An 18216-nucleotide genomic window follows, 5' to 3' on the forward strand; every position below is an offset into this window, starting at 1 on the left:
CTGGCTGGGTGCCGGCGGCCGGCTTGCGGTGACGGTTGTGGGTTGGTTTTTGGTGCTGTGGCCTGGCTGCATGCCGGCGGCCGGCCTGCGGGGACGGTCGCCGGTTCGGCTTCAGCGCCGTGACCTCGCTGCATTGCCAACGGCCGAGCCCGCGAGGACGATCGCGGCGTGACCTTCCGCCGGTTCGTCCTCGCCACCGTGCTGAGCGGCGTGCCGTCGACCGCCCACTCCCTCGCGATCGGCGACGACCCGCTGCGAGCGACCAGGGCCGTCGGGGCGATGGTCGGCGGCGGTGCCGGCGCGGGTGTGGCGGTGCACCTGGTCGTGTCGGCGTTCTGGGCCTTCGTGCTGGGTCGCTTGCGGGTGCGGGGCGTGCTCGCCGGTGCGGTGGCGGGGTTGCTCATCGCCGCCCTGGACCTGGAGGTCATCGGGCGGCGCCAGGCCGCGCTGCAGGCGTTGCCGAAGGTGCCGCAGTGGCTGGATCACGTGGTGTTCGGCGTGCTGGTGGCCGGCAGCCGTCAGACCTCGTAGAGCGCCGACAGCCGGGGTAACCGGGTCGCGAGCTCGGCCGAGTCGTCGAAGTCGAAGTCCCAGTCGGGGTCCAGGTCCGGGTAGCGGATCGTGAAGGCGTCCTCGGGCAGCTTCATGCCGGTGGCGGCCTGGTGCGCGTCCCAGGCGATCGACAGCGCCGCCTCGCACTCGAACTCGTAGCCGTCCTCCGCGGCCTCACGGACAGCGGAAAGCGACGCCAGCGAATCCGGGGACTCGACGGCGGCGAGGTACACCTCGGCACCCTGGGTCAGCAGCCAGCCGCGGAAGTAGTCGAAGCCGTCGTCCGAGCAGCCGCCGTTGATCAGGTACGCCGCCGCCCACAGCGGGTTGCGGTAGGACAACGCCATCAAGTCCCACAGCACCTGCTGGGCCGCGACGATCTCGGCGGGAGGGAAGCTCGCCAGCAGCGTCGTGGCGGCGGAGGCCACGGCGCAGCAGTCGGACGGGTCGGAGACGCTCGCCCGAGCGTCGGCGATCAGCTTCCAGAAGGTGTTCGAGTCCACGTCACCGAGCTTGACAGAGGGGTCTGACAATTTTCGGGCCTGACGAACCTCGCTGCGAAGTTCTAGGTTGAGAACATGATCAGGACTCTGTGGCGTTCACTCGAAGCCGTGCACGCGATGATCTACTTCGCTCCCGCGGCGGATCGCAGGTACGCGGAAGCGGGCCTGGACCGCGCCGGTGGGTACTTCGCGTCACGGGCGGCGGCGCTCGGCAACGTCGGCGCCGAGGTCGTGATCTCGACGTTCTACAACTTCAACCCGCAGCTGGTCCGGGCTCGCATCCCGCAGGCGTGGGAGAAGATCACCCCGCAGAAGATGCTCGAACTCCGTCTCGAAGCCGCGGACGAATCCCTCAAACCCGTTCTGCCCGACGACCTCAAGGAGATCACCGAGCTCGCCAAACGAGCCGCCGAACGGTCGAAGGAGATGCTGCACGGCCGCACGCTCTTCGCCGCGCACGCGAGCCTGCCGTGGCCCGAGGAGACGCACCTGCAGCTCTGGCACGCCCAGACCCTGCTGAGGGAGTTCCGCGGCGACGGGCACCTCGCCGCACTGCTCCGGCACAACATCACCGGCATCGAGGCGCTCGTCCTGCACGCCGCGGAGGGCGACTACCCGGCCGAGACGCTGCGGCGCACCCGCGGGTGGCCTGAGGAGAAGTGGGCGGAGACCGTGGAGGACCTCCAGAGCCGCGGTCTGGTCAACGACGAGCAAGCGCTTTCCGAGAAGGGCTGGGAGCTGCGCCGGCGGATCGAGGACGAGACGGACGACATGAACGCGCCGGCCTACGACGTGTTGTCGGAGCAGGAGAAGCAGCGCTACGTCGAGCTGGCCGCGCCGTTGAGCAAGGCGGTCGTCGACTCCGGTCTGCTACCCGGTCGTCGCTGACCGGTCATCCGCTCGTCGCAACTGCGCTACCACTGGTCGTTCGGCTCGAACCGGGCCGGACGGGGGCACGTGCAGTGAGCGATGAATACGCTGCCTCGGCTGTTCGCCGCCTCCGCCGCCGTTGATCCGGACGCCATCGTACTGGTCCAAGGGGCCACGAGGGTGTCCTACCGCGAGCTCGACGAACGAGCGAACTCCTTGGCGCACAGGATGATCGCGCGGGGTGTCCGGCCCGGCGACCTCATCGTCGTCGACACCCCGCGCTCGATCGAGTACGTCGTCGAGATCCTGAGTGTGCTCAAGGCGGGCGCGGCTTATGTGCCGATCGACCGCGGCTGGCCGCAGGCGCGCAAAGACTTCGTGCGCAACGATGCTTGTGCCGCAAAAACTACGCGCGAAGTTGCCTGCGTCATGTACACCTCCGGCTCCACCGGGCAGCCGAAGGGCGTCATGATCAGCCACGCCGGCATCGCGGCGATGGCGAAGCAGGACTTCTGGCACCACCACAGGAAAGTGCTCGCGCTCGCCTCCACCGCGTTCGACGCCTCGACCTACGAGATCTGGGTCCCGCTGCTCAACGGCGGCCAGGTCGTGTTCCCCGGCCAGGTCGACATCGCCACGATCGAGCACGAGATCCAACGCAACGGCATCACCGCCGCCTTCCTCACCGCCGCGCTGTTCCACCTCGTCGCCCAGGAACGCCCGCAGGCGCTCAACGGCCTCAAGGAGGTCTGGTCCGGTGGCGACGTCGTCAGACCCGAGGCCGCGCAACGGGTTCTCGACGCCTGCCCCGGCGTCGAGGTCTACAACGCCTACGGCCCCACCGAGAACACCGTCTTCGTCAGCCGCCACAAGGTCACCGACACCAGCGGTCCGCTCCCGATCGGCCTGCCCTTTCCGGGCGTGGAAACGAGAATCGAAGACGGCGAGCTGCTGATCAGAGGCCGGCAGCTCGCGCTCGGCTACCACAACCGCACGACCGACAAGTTCCAGAACGGCTGGTACCGCACCGGCGACCGCGTCACCCAGCGCCAAGACGGCACGCTGGAGTTCCACGGTCGCGTCGACCGCCAGGTCAAGATCCGCGGCCACCGCGTCGAGCTCGAAGAAGTCGAAGCCGCCCTGCGAGACCACACCGACGACTGCACGGTGATCGCGAACAACGGCCGGCTGATCGCTTACGTGGTCAGCGACAACCGCAACCTCCGCGAGCAACTCGCCAAAACCCTGCCGGACCACCTCATCCCGTCAGAGTTCGTGCACCTCAACGATCTCCCGCGCAACCACGCCGACAAGATCGACCGCGCGGCGCTGAAAACCCCCACCGAACAGATCCTCTGCGATCTCACGAAAGACATCCTCGGCCGAGAGGTGGCTCCAGACACCAGGTTCATCACCCACGGCGACAGCATCACCGCCATCCAGCTGGTCAGCCGAGCCCGCGCGAAGGGCCTCCAGCTCACCGTCCGCGACGTGCTCGACAACGACATCCGCACGCTCGCCGCAAACGCCACCACGGCGCAGATGTCAAGCCACACCGACGACTTCGGTGACGAACTGCCGCTGACCCCGCTCCAGGAAGGCCTCTACTTCCACGCGTTGATCGAGCCGAGAAGCTACCTCGTCCAGCTCGTCTTCCACCTCAAGCACAAGATCGACGCCGCCAGGCTGCACTGGGCCGCCCGCATGGTCGTCACCCGCAACCCCGCTCTGCGCGCCGGCTTCCGCCCCGGCCCGGTCCAGTTCATCGACCAGCACGTGGTCGTCCCCTGGCAGGAGGCCGACGACGACCCGGACGCGTTCCTGGCGCTGGACAGCGAGATCCGCTTCGACGTCGCCACCCCGCCGTTGCTGCGCTTCACCCTCCTGCAGGGCAACGTCCTGGTGCTGACCTACCACCACCTGCTGTTCGACGGCTGGTCGGTCCCGGTGCTGCTGCGCGACCTCTTCGGCCTGTACCACAACGAAGAACTCCCGCCACCGCTCCCGTTCCACCACCACCTGGCGTGGCTGCGCGCCCAACCCAAGACCGACGCCTGGCAGAAGTACCTCCACGGCCTGGACGAACCCACCCTGATCGCCACGGGTCCAGGAACCCGCCCTCACGCCTGCCTCGAAGGATCTCTGCCGGCAACCGAACGGATCGCCGGAGTCACCCTCAACACAGTCGTCCAAACCGCGTGGGCTCTCCTGCTGGCCACGATGACCGGCAAGAAGGACGTCGTCTTCGGTGCCACGGTGGCCGGTCGGTCCGCTGAGGTGGAAGGCGTCGAGAACATCGTCGGCGCCCTGATCAACACCGTCCCGGTCCGGATCACCCTCAGGGCCGACGAAACCGCGGGTGAACTCCTGCGCCGCGTCCAGGACGAACAGCACGGCCTCATCGCGCACCACCACGTGGGTCTCGCCGAGATCCAGCGCGAAGCAGGTCTCGGCCAGCTCTTCGACACCGTCACCACTCTGGAGGCCTGGCCGGAGTCCACTGTGGATGACGTGACCCGCGTCGAGAGCCTCGACGCGCCGCACTACCCGTTGTCCCTGGCGGTGAAGCGCGACCTCACCGTGAAGCTCAACTACCGCCCGGACCTCTTCCGCCACGACGACATCCGCACGATCCTGCGCCGCCTCAACCGCATCGTCGAAGCGCTCAGCGCTAACACGAAGATCGGCGAGATCGACGCCCTGGATCCCGAGGAGCACCTGCTCCTCGAAACGTGGAACGCCACCGAGACCGAGGTCGCTTGCGAAACCCTCCCGGAACTGTTCGCCGCCCAGGCAACGAGAACACCGCAAGCGGCCGCGATCTCCTACCGCGGCAACAACATCACCTACGCCGACCTGCACGACCAGGTCGAGCAACTCGCGCAGCGCCTGCACGACCGGGGCATCATGAACGGCGACCGCGTGGCCCTGCGGATGCACCGCTCACCCGAGCTGATCATCGCGATGCTCGCCGTCAGCCGGGCCGGCGCCGCGTACGTCCCGATCGACCCCGACTACCCGAGCAACCGGATCGCCCAGATGCTCCACGACGCCGAACCCAAGCTGACCCTGGACTCCCTGCCGGACTCCTGCGCCAGCAGCAAGGAAATCCCGCTTCCGCACTTGAACGACACCGCGTACGTGATCTACACGTCCGGCTCCACCGGCCGGCCGAAGGGCGTGGAGGTGACCCACCGCGGCATCGCCAGTCTCGTTGCCGCCCAACGTCGTGCCCTGCACATCACCCCGAACTCGCGCATCCTGCAGTGGTCGTCGCCGAGCTTCGACGCCGCGTTCTGGGAGATGACCAGCGCGCTGCTGACCGGCGCCACCCTCGTCGTCGCCGACGCCGACGACCTCAGGCCGGGCGATCCGCTCAGTGATCTCCTCCACCAGCAGGAGATCACCCACATCACGCTGCCGCCCTCGGTCCTCGCGGCGCTGCCGGGCAACGCCATCCCGCCGCAGACCACGATCACGGCAGCGGGGGAGTCCTGCTCGCCGGACCTCGCCGCCCGCTGGTCGAGAGGCAGGAGGTTCGTCAACGCCTACGGCCCCACCGAGTCCACGGTCTGTGCCACCATCAGCGACCCGATCACCGGCCCGGACGCGCCGATCGGCCGTCCGATCGAGAACACGAAGATCCACGTCCTGGACGCCCTGGGTAGACCGGTTCCGCCTGGCGTCACCGGCGAACTGCACATCAGCGGAGCCGGCGTCGCCAAGGGCTACCTGCACGGCGAACGCTTCACCACCTACCGGACCGGCGATCTCGCCAGCTGGCGGCACGACGGCGTCCTGGAACACCTGGGCCGCGCCGACGACCAGATCAAGCTGCGCGGCCACCGCGTCGAACCCGCCGAGATCGAGCAGGCCCTCAACCGGCACGACGACGTCCGCACCAGCGCGGTCGTCTCCACCGGCACCAGCCTCGTCGCGTTCGTCGTGCCGCACAACGAGATCCGTCCAGCGGCGCTGAGAGCGCACCTGCAGGCGACCCTCCCGCGGTACATGGTCCCGTTGATCGAAACGATCGACCAACTCCCGTTGACCCCCAACGGGAAGCTCGACCGCCGCGCACTGATCCGCCGCCGCCGGCTCGACCTCGCCGGGCTCGACGCCCCGACGACGCCGGTGCAGCACCACGTCTGCGCGGTCTACGCGGAGGTGCTCGGGCGCGACCGCATCGGCGTGCACGACGACTTCTTCGCGCTCGGTGGCGACTCGTTGTTGCTCATCAGGCTGCAGAACCTGTTGGCGGACAGGCTTCACCGCCACGTACCGATCGCCGACCTCTACACCTGCCGCACGCCCGCGACGCTCGCCGCCCACCTCGAACGCGGCCCCGACACCGCCGCCACCGACCGCGCCGCCCGGATGCGGGCCGCCAGAGTTCGAAGGGGTTCCCGTGGATAGTTCCGACATCGCGATCATCGGGATGGCTCTGCGTGTTCCCGGCGCGGACACTCCGGAGTCGTTCTGGCAGTTGATCCTCACCGGCTTGCGGCACCGGGTGCTCGACGGGATCGAGGACTTCGACGCCGACTTCTTCGACTGTGCGGCAGAAGCGACTTTTCTCGACCCGCAGCACCGCTTGTTCCTCGAATGCGCTTATCACGCCGTGGAACGCGCGGGTTACGTCGATCAGGAGGTCGTCACGGGTCTTTACGGCTCCGCGAACCTCAGCCGGTATCTGCTCGACCACGTGTATCCGCGGCTGTCGTCGACGGAGGCGTTGCTGGGCAACATTCCCGACGGGTTCGCGGCCCGCGTCGCGTACGAGCTGGACCTGCAGGGCCCGGTCATGAACGTCCAGGCCGCCTGCGCGTCGTCGCTCGTCGCCGTGCATCTCGCGTGCCAGGACCTGCTCAGCCACCAGTGCGATCTCGCGCTGGCTGGTGGCGCGTCGATCGTGCCCGGTGCCGAGGGAAACGGTGCCGGAGTCGTTGTGCTGAAACGACTTGATGAGGCCGTCCGCGATAGCGACCACGTTCACGCCGTGATCAGGGGAAGTGCTGTGGCGAACGACGGGCGGCGCCGCCGGACGCCGAACGGCATCGGCACCGCGGGTGCGCGCACCGCCGCCGTGACGGCACTCGCGATCGCTGGCGTCGATCCCGTTGACGTCGGCTACCTCGAACCTCACGCGCTCGACGATGAACTCGAAGTGGCCACCCTGCGGGACGTCTACGGGGATGTCCACCTCGGTTCGGTCAAACCGCTCATCGGGCACCTCGTCCAGGCTGCCGGGGTTGTCGGGCTCATCGGTGCCGCTCTCGTCGTCGAGCACGGCCGCGTTCCGGGTGAGCTCTTTGGCGCCCGACATGCCGGCGTCGCTGCATCAGGTTCTGGTGGGGTGCACGCGCACGTCGTGCTCGGTCAGGCGCCGTCGCGTCCGGAGACGCCCAGAACGGGCTGGCATCTCCTGCAGGTCTCCGCTCGGACGGAGAGGGCACTCGCCGAAAGTGTTCATCAAATGAGCACTTTCTGGCCGGACCCAAAAGACCCACCGCCCCCTTTTTTCGACGTCGCGCACACGCTCCGCCATGGTCGTCGCGACTTCCGCACCCGTGCCTTCGCAGTCGTTCAGGACGGTGCGTCCGTCGCGTTCACCGGGCCGTTCGAGGTGGTCGACAACGCCGCCGTCGTGTTGCGTTTCAGCGGTCCGGACACCGCACGTGACATCGCGACTGCCCGCGGCCTGCTCACCACCGGCATCACCCCGGCTCTGGTGCTCGGTCTCGGCCTCGGTGAGTACGCGGCCGCCGCTGTCGCCGGTGTGCTGACCGACGAGGAAGCCATCTCCTTGGTGACTCGGCGCCGGTGCCCTGAGCGCTATGCGAAGCAGATCGCGAACGCGGTACCGCGGGCTCCTCAGATCCCGCTGCTGTCCGGCGCGACGGGCGCGCTGCTGACCGAACTGGACGTCACCGACAGCCGGCACTGGCTCGCTCTGGCGGAGGACCTGTGCCCGGCCGTTCCCGAACTGCCCGGCAACGCGGTCACGGTCGACATCTCGCAGGACTGTGGCGAACGCGGCGTGCTTATCGCGTTGGGCACGCTCTGGGCCCGCGGCGTGCCGCTGCCGGACTTCAGGCCCGGGCGGAGGGTTCCGCTGCCGGGCTATCCGTTCCAGCGTCAACGTCACTGGCTTGAGCCGCTTCGATGAAGTAGTCGTCGGGGTCGAACGCGCGGATGCGGCGCATCATCCGGACCGTCGACCACGGCCACATCGTCGAGTTCCGCCCGTTCTCGTCGAGGTAGTAGGAGGTGCAGCCGCCGGCGTTGTAGACGGTGCGCTGCAACGCCACCTGCACCGACGAGTTGTACGCCGCCTGCACCGTCGGCCGCACGTCCGCCACGGGCCAGTCGCGGTCCCGCAACGCGGTCAAAGCCGAGGCGATGTACCGCAGCTGCGTCTCGATGATCGTGAACGCGGACGAGTGCCCGGTGCCGAGATTGGGGCCCAGCAACAGGAACAGGTTCGGGAACCCGTGGACGGAAGTCCCCAGGTAGGCCTGCGGGCTCCCGCGCCACACGTCCGCCAGCGACTTGCCCTCGACGTGGACCTTCGACGCGATCGGCGGGTCGCTGAAGTGGAAACCGGTACCGAAGATGATCGTGTCGACCTTCAGCTCCACCCCGTCCGCGCCGATGATCCCGTCCGCCGTGAAGCCCTGAACCGCGTGCGGCACGACCTCGACGTTCGGCTGTGCCAACGCGGGGTAGTAGGTGTTCGACATCAGCAACCGCTTGCACCCCAACACGAAGTCGGGTGTCAACGCCGCTCGCAGTGCCGGATCCTTGATGGTTCGCAGGTGCAGCAACCCGAGCCGTTGCACGACCTTCATCACCGCCGGATGCCGGAACCCGAAGCTGAACAGCTCCAGCAACCCGAACACGACCGACCGCGGCAGCTTCACCGACGGCTTCGGCAACACCCACGCGGCCGTGCGCTGGAACAGGTACAGCTGATCGACGCCGGGCTGGATCTCCGGCACGAACTGCACCGCCGAAGCACCCGTGCCGACCACTGCGACCCGTCGTCCGGAGAAGTCCCGCCACCGCGCGGAGTGGAAGATCTCGCCCTCGAAAACCGAGGCGTCCAACGGAATCTTCGGCTCGTGCCACGGCCCGGTCGCAGACACGATCGCCCGCGCGGACAGCACTCCGGACGTGGTCGTGACCTGCCACCGCGAGCCGTCCCAGGTCGCGTCCAGCATCTCGGTGTCGTACTGCGGCACGACGCCGTGCGCGGCCGCCGTCTCCCGCAGGTACGTCAGGATCTCCGGCTGCCCGGAGAACGCCGCACTCCACCGCCGGGGCGCGAACGAGTACGAGTACAGCGCCGAGGGGATGTCGCACGCGCACCCCGGATAGACGTTGTCGCGCCAGGTCCCGCCGAGTTCCGGCGCCTTCTCGATGACGTGCGCGTCGAATCCGAGTTCGCGCAGCCGGATGGCCGCACCGATGCCCGCTGGTCCCGCCCCGATCACGAGTACATCCACATACCGACGGTATTTCGATCCCATCGGGATGTCAACGTATGCTGACCGGATGGCCAGGTTGACCCGTGCGGAGAGCCAAGCCCGCACCAGGACGTTGCTGTCCGAGACCGCGCAGAAGCTGTTCCTGCGCGACGGCTACCACGCCACGTCACTGGAGAAGGTCGCTGAGGCGGCGGGCTTCTCCAAGGGCGCGGTGTACTCGAACTTCGGCAGCAAGGACGAGCTCTGCCTGGTGGTCCTGGACGCCCTCTACGCCGAGCGCATCACCCGGATCGTCGAGGTCTTCGCGACCGGGACGACGATCGAGGAACGCATCGAAGCGTTCGCGGCCTATGCCGAGAACATGATCGGAGACGCCCCGCGCACCCAGTTCGAGGTCGAGTTCGCCCTCCAGGCGCGCAAGGACCCGGACCTGCGCCGGGAACTGGCCCGCCGGGCGAACTCCGTCGTGGAGGCGCTCAAGGGCCTCATCGACCACCAGTCCGGCGAACTCGGGTTCACGCCGGTGCTGCCGAGCGAGGACGTGGCGCGCGCCCTGCTGAGCCTCGGCGTGGGGCTGGGCGTGCAGCGGTTCGTGGACGGTGAGCCCTCGATCAGCGTCCTCACCGACACCATGCGGGTGCTGCTGGGCGTCCGGCCCTGATCACCACACGGTGCAGCTGTTCGTTGCGGTGCAGCTGTTCGTTGCGGTGAAGCTATTCGGTCGGTTCCTCGCGATCCGTTGACGCGAGCGCCTTCTCCGTCGCCCCGTCCTTGCCGACCCGGTGCTTCCCGGGATGCACCAACGAGAAGTGCGCCTCATCGCGCATCCGCTCGACCATGTGCGGGTAGTGCAGCTCGAACGCCGGCCGCTCCGACCGGATGCGCGGCAGCTCCTTGAAGTTGTGCCGCGGCGGAGGAGAGGTCGTGGCCCACTCCAGCGAGTTGCCGTAGCCCCACGGGTCGTCCTGCGGTGCCGGGTCGCCGTAGCGGTAGGACCTGAAGACGTTCCACACGAACGGGAGCACGGAGGCGCCGAGCAGGAACGAGCTGATCGTGGAGATCATGTTCAGCGTCGTGAAGCCGTCGGAGGCGAGGTAGTCGGCGTAGCGGCGCGGCATGCCCTCGTTGCCCAGCCAGTGCTGCACCAGGAACGTGCCGTGGAAGCCGATGAACGTCGTCCAGAAGTGCAGCTTGCCCAGCGGTTCGTTGAGCATCCGGCCGGTCATCTTCGGGAACCAGAAGTAGATGCCGGCGTAGGTGGCGAACACGATCGTGCCGAACAGCACGTAGTGGAAGTGCGCGACCACGAAGTACGTGTCGGACACGTGGAAGTCGACGGCGGGCGCGGCGAGCAGGATGCCCGTGAGGCCGCCGAAGAGGAACGTCACCAGGAACCCGACGCTGAAGAGCATCGGGGTCTCGAACGTCAGCTGGCCCTTCCACATCGTGCCGATCCAGTTGAAGAACTTGATACCGGTCGGCACGGCGATGAGGAACGTCATCAGGGAGAAGAACGGCAGCAGCACGGCACCCGTGGCGTACATGTGGTGCGCCCACACGGCCACGGACAGCATCGCGATCGCCAGCGTCGCGAACACGAGTCCCTTGTAACCGAACAGCGGTTTGCGGCTGAACACCGGGAAGATCTCGGTCACGATTCCGAAGAACGGCAAGGCGACGATGTACACCTCGGGATGGCCGAAGAACCAGAAGAGGTGCTGCCACAGGATCACGCCGCCGTTGGCCGGGTCGAACACGTGAGCGCCGAGGTGCCGGTCGGCCGCGAGACCCATCAACGCCGCGGTGAGGATCGGGAACGCCAGCAGGATCAGCACGGACGTCACCAGGATGTTCCAGGTGAAGATCGGCATCCGGAACATCGTCATGCCCGGCGCCCGCAGCGTCACGACCGTCGTGGTCATGTTGACCGCGCCGAGGATCGTGCCCAGACCGGAGACCGCCAGACCCATGATCCACAGGTCGGCGCCGACGCCCGGCGAGTGCACCGCGTTGGACAGCGGCGTGTAGGCGAACCAGCCGAAGTCGGCCGCGCCGCCCGGCGTCACGAAGCCGGCGAGCACGGTGATGCCGCCGAAGAGGTACAGCCAGTACGAGAAGGCGTTCAGGCGCGGGAACGCGACGTCCGGCGAGCCGATCTGCAGCGGGAGGATGAAGTTCGCGAAGCCGAACAGGATCGGCGTCGCGTACAGCAGCAGCATAATCGTGCCGTGCATGGTGAACAGCTGGTTGAACTGCTCGTTCGACAGGTACTGCAGGCCCGGCCGCGCCAGTTCGCCGCGCATCAGCAGCGCCATCACGCCGCCGATCATGAAGAACGCGAACGACGTGGTCAGGTACATGATCCCGATCTGTTTGGGATCTGTGGTCTTGAACAGCGAGAGGAAGTACGACCCCTTCGGCCGGGCGCGCGCTGCACCCGGATGTGGGACGACCGGCGTCGGCTTGATCGTGGTCATCTCGCCTCCTCGCGACAGAGGATTATCGTCCTCCCGGTCAGACCACGGGGCAATCCATGACGAGCGCCGCCGACGTCACCGGCACCACCGAAGCACCCGTCGCGATGCCGCTGACCTGCACGTAGTACGCGCCGGGGGCCAATCCGTCGAATTTGATCGTCATGGTCTCGGAGATCGCCGGGCTGCGCGATTCGACCTGTCTGCCGTTTTCGTCGAGCAGTGCCACCTTCAACGCCCGCGGGGTCGTGTCCTTCAGCTCGACGGTGACCTCCAGGTCCTCCCCTGCGAGCACCAGGTCGGGCACGACGACCTGCGGTTCCGTCGACGTCACGTTGCGCGGGATGATCTTCTTCGCGGTCAGGAACGACTCCACCGCGTCCAGCACCGCCGCGTTGTCCTGCAGCGACGTGTGCTGCTCGGTCACGCGGTGCAGCGTGTTCGACGACAGGGCCAGCCCCTTGCGCGCGGCCCCGACCATCGGCACGGTCGCGTCGCCGTACAGCTCCTCACCCTCGTACGTGCGGTAGCAGGTCACCTTGCCGTCGGCGATGCGTGCGGTCGTGGCGGTCGGCTGCTTGCCGCCGAGGATCGCGTAGGTCTGGTCGGCGAACGAGTCGGTCAGCGCCCCGTGGAACGCCGCCGCGTCCTCGACCATCTTGGTGTCCAGCTCGGGCAGCGTGGTCTCGGTGGTCTTGACCAGGCCTGATGGGCCCTCGATGCAGGCGTACTCGGGCAGCAGCTGGTGCAGCGAGGGCAACGAGCGGGCGAACTCGGTGAGGTCGATCGCGAGCGGTCCGAGGCCCTTGCGGACGCCGTTGACCAGCTGTTCCAACGCCGACGCGGCGCCGCGGTAGGGCGTGCCCATCGTGATCAGCTTCGACGTGCGCTCGGCCATCCCGCACTGCTCGATGCACCACCGCGCGACCAGCCCGCCCATCGAGTGGCACACGAAGCTGACCTCGGCGTCCGGGCCGAGCCTGTCCAGCTTCTCGTCGACCTCACGGGCGAGCCGTGCGCCGTTGTATCGGTTCGAGAGGCGCCAGTCGTAGGCGAAGAGCAGCAGGTTGCCCTTCTCGACGGTGTAGCCGAGCGAGTTCATCCTCTTCGTCACCCGGTCGTAGCCCTTGAGCGGCGTCCAGATGCCCGGGATGACGTGCAGGTCGCTCATCAGCGCCACGGGCTCGATGCCGTCCTGCGGGTGTTCGTCGCCGATGCCGGCCGGGAGCTTGAGCCGCTGCAGGCTGCGGCCCAGCGACAGCACGGCTCTCAACGCGGCCTTGCCGGACACCTCCCAGACCATGCCGTCGGAGTCCTTGAGCGTGCTGCCGAGAATGCCGGGCACGACGACGACCAGGTGGTTCATCTAGGTCTCCGCTCTCTGGGATTCCTCTGCGAGTGCGCGGATGAGGGTGAGCAGCTTCGGGTTCGCGGGCACCAGGTAGGTCAGCTCGTGGATCCACGCCAGGCGCTGGCCGGTCGGCGGCAGCGCGAGCCGCCCGTCACCGGCCCTGACCCGTGCGACGACCTTGTAGAGCGCGGCCAGCGGGTGCGGCTCCAGCGCCGTCACCGCCTGGGTGAGCGCCTGCGGTGAGGCGCCCGCGGCCAGGCCGCGCAGGATCTCCGTGGTGCTCGCCGGGTTCTCCTGCGCGTCCAGCACGAGGTCGAGCACGTCCGCGTCCTCATCGGCCAGCAACAGCAACGCGTGCACGGGCCGGTTGTCGCGGACGTTCTTCAGGACTTCCTTGTCCAGCAACTCTTCGCGCCGCGCCGCCAGCAGTTCGCGGCGTCGTGCCGCGGTGGCGTCGACGAACTCGTCCGCGAGGCTGGCCAGCAGCCACGGGCGGTAGGCGTGCTGGACGCCCTGCTGCTGCGCGGTCGTGCGGCGCGACTGGATGACCCGAGCCTCGATCAGGCTCGTGCCGTACAGCGCCTCGGTGACCGCCACGTCCGCGTCCGTCGAGAGCAGCTCTGGGTGGTCGAGCAGGATGGCCCGCTCCTCGACGTACGAACGCGCGAACACCCACCTGCGGGCGGTCTTCAGGAGCGTGCGGTCCACGGCCAGCCAGTCCGGGGTGGTGTCCCACGGCCACGGGCCCGAGTCGTAGTGGCGGCGGGCGATGTCGTGCACGTCGTGGATCGCCTGGCGGGACTGGCCGACGTGGGTCAGCGCCTGGCACAGCCACTTCGCCGCCGCCGGGTCGCCGGCCTTCGTCGCCGCTGCCCGCAGCATCAGCAGCGTCGCGAGGTGGGGGCCGTTGAACCGGGTCGTCACGCGTTCCCAGGTCTCGTCGACGATCTCGGGCTGCTTGAGGCCTGCGCAGATCGTGTCGAGCGTGAACAGGGCGGCGGCCAGCGTCGACAGCCGGTCGTTGTTCTCCGGCAGCAGGCACACCTCGACGGCCCGCAGCCCGGTCGCCAGCGCTTCCCTGGGCTTGTCCGCGTCCCGTTGGCGGCGCATCAGGTTGTGCAGCGCCTGGGCGTGGATGCGCAGGCCGTCCGCGAGGTCCGCGGCCTGGCGCGCGGCGTTGAGCGCCTCGTCCCTGCGGTTGATCATGCTGAACGCGACGCTCAGGCTCAGCGCGGCGTCGGCGAGCTGCGGCCGGAACGCGGCGTGCCGGCCGAGCGTGCCGCTGATGTCCGCGGCCTGCTGGGTGGCGCGGTCGGCGTCGGACAGCCTGCCCAGCGCCATGTAGTCGCGGCTCAGCTCGACCAGCGCGGTGACCAGGTCCGCGAGGAACACCGGGTTGGTCTGGGCGAGCGAGAAGTACAGCTCGACGGCCTGCTTGGAGCGCTGCATGGCCTCGTAGCGGCGGCCGGTCTCGCTGCAGCGGGCGGCCAGACAGGTCATGGCGCGCGCGAGCGGGGCATCGGTGCCCACGGCTGCTACGGCGTCTCTCGCCGTGGACAGTGCCTCGTGCCTGCGGCCCAGCATCGCGTAGACCTCGCTCAGGTCCACCAACGCGCCACTCAGGTGCGCTGCGTAGGTTGGGTTGTCACCGCCGTGCGTCGTGGTCTTCGCGATGCGTTGCGCGAGTCGTTTGTGGGTGAGGGTTTCGGCGGTCGTCGGCGTCGACGCGACCAGTTCGCGGTACCGGACCGCGGCTTCCTCAGCGGGCGCGACGGCCTGTTGCAACCGTCCGGCCTCGCGGAATCGCTTGCCCAGCTTGTTCAGCACGAAAGCCAGGTCCGCCAAGTACATCCGGGTCGTCGGCACCAGCGCACGGAAGTGTTCGGAGGCCTCTTCGAGCGGCGCGATGGCCTCGTCGCCGTGATTCCAGTGGATCAGCTCGTTCGCCGCCGTGGTGGCCGCGAGAGCGATGTCCGGCAACAACATCCGGTTCATCGTGGCGAGCTCGCGCAGGCCGTCCAACGCCTTCGTGCCCGCGTGTCCGCAGTGCCGCCACGCGTACTTCCACAGGTAGCCCGGCACGTTCGGCGGCACTCCGCCCTCGATCCGCTGCCGGTACAACCGGATCAGCGCGCACGCGACCTTCTCCGCGCCTGGCGCGAACACCGCGTCGCGGCTCGGTGCGAAAGGTGCTCGGAGGTGGTCGGCGAACGTCTGGTGCGTCAGCTTGAAGACGGCCGTGCCTTCCTCGCCGTCCTGCACGACGTGCCGGCCGAGTTCGGTGAGCACGGCCGTGATGTCGTCACGGCCGAACTTCTCGCCGGACAACGCCTCCGCGACCGCGATCCACTCGGCCTCGGGGAAGCCCGCGCCGTAGCTCCACGTCAACGCGGTCAGCAGTGCCCTGGCGGCGGGGACCTTCGCGAGCTCGCGGTCGAACGCCGCGTCCAGGGAGAGCTTGAGGTCGGCGCTGATCTTCGCGTCTGCGAGAACCTGGTCGGTGATCATCCACGCGGTCAGGAACGGCAGCTCCGCCAGTTCGTCCACAGTGGACTGCGGAGCGGCGCTGCCGAGCCTGGCCAGCACGTACTCGCGGACGTCCTGTTCGCTGTCCGCCTCGTCGAGGTTCAGCACCTCCACCGGCGACAGCTCGGTCAGCAGCGGCGCGCCACCGGCCACCCGATGTGCCTGCCGGGTCGAGACGATCACGACCGCGTAAGCGGCGAGCTTGGTCAGCAGCGAGGTGGCGATCGAGAACGACTCGCCGCGCGCCTCGTCGAGGCCGTCGACCACCAGCACCGGCGGCTTGGCGAGCGTGCTGACCACACCGACCAGCTCGGCGGCACCCCTGCGCGGCCCGTCCGGTTCCGGAATGAGGCCCGCCCCGACGAGCTGGCGGCTGAGCAGGTCGGCGACGCGGTCGGCGTCCATCGCGCGGGCGTGCACGGCGGCGTTCACCGCGCCGGGTCCGGGATCGGCGTGCCGGAACGGCGGCCCGGTGGTCAGCAGCAGGTCGCGCTCGGCGTCGTTGGACAGGCTCACGACCCGGCCGACGACCGCGGACTTGCCGGTGCCCGGCGAGCCCGTGACCACCCGCAGGCCAGCGACCCCGGACTTCACCCAGCTCACGACCTTGTCGACCTGGGTGGTGCGCCCGGTGAACCACGACCGGTTGTCCGCCGAGTCGCCGCCGCGCGCCGCCAGCAGCAGGTGCTTCACGACCGTGTTCGCGGCGTAGAGGGGGTTCGGCAGCATCGGCTGTGCGGAGCCGTACTGCATGAAGCGCGGCCGCTGAACGTCGCTGTCCCACGCGTTCAGCAGCGCCGTCCCGATCGCGCCGCCGTCTATGAGCGCCGTGCGGTCACTCCACCTGCGTGCGTCCTCATCGGCCGTGGGCCCAGTACGCAGCAGCTTGCGCAGCTTGCCGCCGAACAGTCCGTCACGTGCCGTCTCGACGCTGCTGCACGACACGAGCACGCCCGCCCAGTGCACCTGCCCGGCCAGCAACTCCTCCTGGACAGCGGCGACCGTGCGAACGGCCTCGTCGAGCTGGGCACCGGAGTAGCAGGCGTCGATGATGATCAGCACCTGATGCGCGCCCGACGCGGCACACCACAGCGCGAACTCGTGCAGCATGATGCCGTCGATCACGCCGTCGTTGTCCCTGGCCAGCAGCCTCAGGTTGCCCGCGACGGGAATGGCGTGCCCGCTCCACAACGCCACCAGCGCACCGCCGTCCTGCGGCTGGCGTCGGAGCGCCTTCATGTGGTCGCGGATCTCGGCCTCGGTCGGGTCGGCCAGCGGCTCGCCCTCGTACCCCTTGAGCAGCGCGCGCAACTCCCGCACGTCGCTCACGGCGTGCTGCAGCGGCTGCACCAGCTCGTACGAGCCGACACCGATGCCGACGAACCTGCCCCTGACCCTTTCCTGCATAAGCCACTACCCCCTGTCCGGACGTCGTTCCGGGGAGTGAGGCGTTACGCGGGTTAACTCACATGGCCGAACCTCCGGGCGGATCCTCGCGCGCGTGCCGGGGTCAAGCCGGCGCGCGCCCCTTGAGCCGGGCTCCGGTGGGTGGTTTGGGACCGGGCCTGGGTGGGTCCTGTGCCGGGGGCCTGGCACGTGGCGTGGGACCGGGCCTGGGTGGGCTCTGATCCCGAGGCCCGGCGCGTGGCGTGGGACCGGGCCTGGGTGGGCTCTGATCCCGAGGCCCGGCGCGTGGCGTGGGACCGGGCCTGGGTGGGCTCTGATCCCGAGGCCCGGCGCGTGGCGTGGGACCGGGCCTGGGTGGGCTCTGATCCCGAGGCCCGGCGCGTGGCGTGGGACCGGGCCTGGGTGGGCTCTGATCCCGAGGCCCGGCGCGTGGCGTGGGACCGGGCCTGGGTGGGCTCTGATCCCGAGGCCCGGCGCGTGGCGTGGGACCGGGCCTGGGTGGGCTCTGATCCCGAGGCCCGGCGCGTGGCGTGGGACCGGGCCTGGGTGGGCTCTGATCCCGAGGCCCGGCGCGTGGCGTGGGACCGGGCCTGGGTGGGCTCTGATCCCGAGGCCCGGCGCGTGGCGTGGGACCGGGCCTGGGTGGGCTCTGATCCCGAGGCCCGGCGCGTGGCGTGGGACCGGGCCTGGGTGGGCTCTGATCCCGAGGCCCGGCGCGTGGCGTGGGACCGGGCCTGGGTGGGCTCTGATCCCGAGGCCCGGCGCGTGGCGTGGGACCGGGCCTGGGTGGGCTCTGATCCCGAGGCCCGGCGCGTGGCGTGGGACCGGGCCTGGGTGGGCTCTGATCCCGAGGCCCGGCGCGTGGCGTGGGACCGGGCCTGGGTGGGCTCTGATCCCGAGGCCCGGCGCGTGGCGTGGGACCGGGCCTGGGTGGGCTCTGATCCCGAGGCCCGGCGCGTGGCGTGGGACCGGGCCTGGGTGGGCTCTGATCCCGAGGCCCGGCGCGTGGCGTGGGACCAGGCCTGAGTGGGCCCTGAGCCCGA

Annotated in this window: 11 protein-coding genes; 6 read left to right on the top strand and 5 right to left on the bottom strand. The window is 69.1% G+C overall.

Going from position 1 to position 18216, the window contains the following annotated elements; all coding sequences use genetic code 11:
* Window positions 1-168: 168 nt before the first annotated feature.
* Window positions 169-531 (top strand): hypothetical protein, encoded by a 363-nt coding sequence (locus LFM09_RS16685; protein ID WP_414097357.1) that lies wholly within the window; start codon window positions 169-171, stop codon window positions 529-531.
* Here LFM09_RS16685 and LFM09_RS16690 read toward each other — a convergent pair.
* Complete coding sequence (locus tag LFM09_RS16690; protein WP_414097358.1) at window positions 519-1055, bottom strand: DUF4240 domain-containing protein; 537 nt, start codon at window positions 1053-1055, stop codon at window positions 519-521. The two genes, LFM09_RS16685 and LFM09_RS16690, sit on opposite strands and share 13 nt — an antisense overlap.
* 75 nt (window positions 1056-1130) lie before the next feature.
* Here LFM09_RS16690 and LFM09_RS16695 point away from each other — a divergent pair, with 75 nt between their 5' ends.
* The 3 genes from LFM09_RS16695 to LFM09_RS16705 all read left to right on the top strand — a co-directional run bounded on the left by LFM09_RS16695 (window position 1131) and on the right by LFM09_RS16705 (window position 8094).
* Window positions 1131-1943, top strand: coding sequence for an SCO6745 family protein (locus LFM09_RS16695; RefSeq protein WP_414097359.1), 813 nt, complete (start codon window positions 1131-1133; stop codon window positions 1941-1943).
* 81 nt (window positions 1944-2024) lie between these two features.
* The gene (locus tag LFM09_RS16700; protein WP_414097360.1) at window positions 2025-6341 is read left to right on the top strand and encodes an amino acid adenylation domain-containing protein; all 4317 of its coding nucleotides are present in this window, start codon (window positions 2025-2027) and stop codon (window positions 6339-6341) included.
* Window positions 6334-8094, top strand: a complete 1761-nt coding sequence (locus tag LFM09_RS16705; RefSeq protein ID WP_414097361.1) for a beta-ketoacyl synthase N-terminal-like domain-containing protein — start codon at window positions 6334-6336, stop codon at window positions 8092-8094. The genes LFM09_RS16700 and LFM09_RS16705 overlap by 8 nt, the downstream gene beginning before the upstream one ends.
* Here LFM09_RS16705 and LFM09_RS16710 read toward each other — a convergent pair.
* Window positions 8018-9433: a flavin-containing monooxygenase gene (locus LFM09_RS16710; RefSeq protein WP_414097362.1), complete on the bottom strand. Its 1416-nt coding sequence runs from the start codon at window positions 9431-9433 to the stop codon at window positions 8018-8020. The two genes, LFM09_RS16705 and LFM09_RS16710, sit on opposite strands and share 77 nt — an antisense overlap.
* Window positions 9434-9482: 49 nt before the next feature.
* Here LFM09_RS16710 and LFM09_RS16715 point away from each other — a divergent pair, with 49 nt between their 5' ends.
* Entirely contained in the window at window positions 9483-10076 is a 594-nt protein-coding gene (locus tag LFM09_RS16715) for a TetR/AcrR family transcriptional regulator (RefSeq protein ID WP_414097363.1), read from the top strand.
* A 52-nt stretch (window positions 10077-10128) separates the two neighbouring features.
* On the opposite strand, the gene ctaD is transcribed toward LFM09_RS16715, so the two are convergent.
* From ctaD to LFM09_RS16730, 3 genes are read right to left on the bottom strand one after another with little or no spacing between them, the layout of a single operon-like run.
* The gene (gene ctaD / locus LFM09_RS16720; RefSeq protein WP_414097364.1) at window positions 10129-11892 is read right to left on the bottom strand and encodes a cytochrome c oxidase subunit I; all 1764 of its coding nucleotides are present in this window, start codon (window positions 11890-11892) and stop codon (window positions 10129-10131) included.
* Between the two features lie 37 nt (window positions 11893-11929).
* Window positions 11930-13255, bottom strand: a complete 1326-nt coding sequence (locus tag LFM09_RS16725; protein ID WP_414097365.1) for an esterase/lipase family protein — start codon at window positions 13253-13255, stop codon at window positions 11930-11932.
* The gene (locus LFM09_RS16730) at window positions 13256-17173 is read right to left on the bottom strand and encodes a caspase family protein (RefSeq protein ID WP_414097366.1); all 3918 of its coding nucleotides are present in this window, start codon (window positions 17171-17173) and stop codon (window positions 13256-13258) included. It abuts the gene before it with no gap.
* A gap of 171 nt (window positions 17174-17344) precedes the next feature.
* Between LFM09_RS16730 and LFM09_RS16735 the strand changes: the two genes are divergently transcribed.
* Window positions 17345-18199 carry a hypothetical protein gene (locus tag LFM09_RS16735; protein WP_414097367.1) on the top strand — a complete coding sequence of 285 codons (855 nt, stop codon included), beginning with the start codon at window positions 17345-17347 and terminating at the stop codon, window positions 18197-18199.
* Window positions 18200-18216 lie beyond the last annotated feature (17 nt).

It is taken from the genome of Lentzea alba (genome assembly GCF_047445655.1).
Lineage (GTDB): Bacteria > Actinomycetota > Actinomycetes > Mycobacteriales > Pseudonocardiaceae > Lentzea > Lentzea alba_A.

What these genes read in the sequence shown, in the direction of transcription:
- LFM09_RS16725 (WP_414097365.1), bottom strand. Translation starts at nt 13,255, where the DNA reads ATGAACCACCTGGTCGTCGTCGTGCCCGGCATTCTCGGCAGCACGCTC.
- LFM09_RS16695 (WP_414097359.1), top strand. Translation starts at nt 1,131, where the DNA reads ATGATCAGGACTCTGTGGCGTTCACTCGAAGCCGTGCACGCGATGATC.
- LFM09_RS16700 (WP_414097360.1), top strand. Translation starts at nt 2,025, where the DNA reads ATGAATACGCTGCCTCGGCTGTTCGCCGCCTCCGCCGCCGTTGATCCG.
- ctaD (WP_414097364.1), bottom strand. Translation starts at nt 11,892, where the DNA reads ATGACCACGATCAAGCCGACGCCGGTCGTCCCACATCCGGGTGCAGCG.
- LFM09_RS16730 (WP_414097366.1), bottom strand. Translation starts at nt 17,173, where the DNA reads ATGCAGGAAAGGGTCAGGGGCAGGTTCGTCGGCATCGGTGTCGGCTCG.
- LFM09_RS16715 (WP_414097363.1), top strand. Translation starts at nt 9,483, where the DNA reads ATGGCCAGGTTGACCCGTGCGGAGAGCCAAGCCCGCACCAGGACGTTG.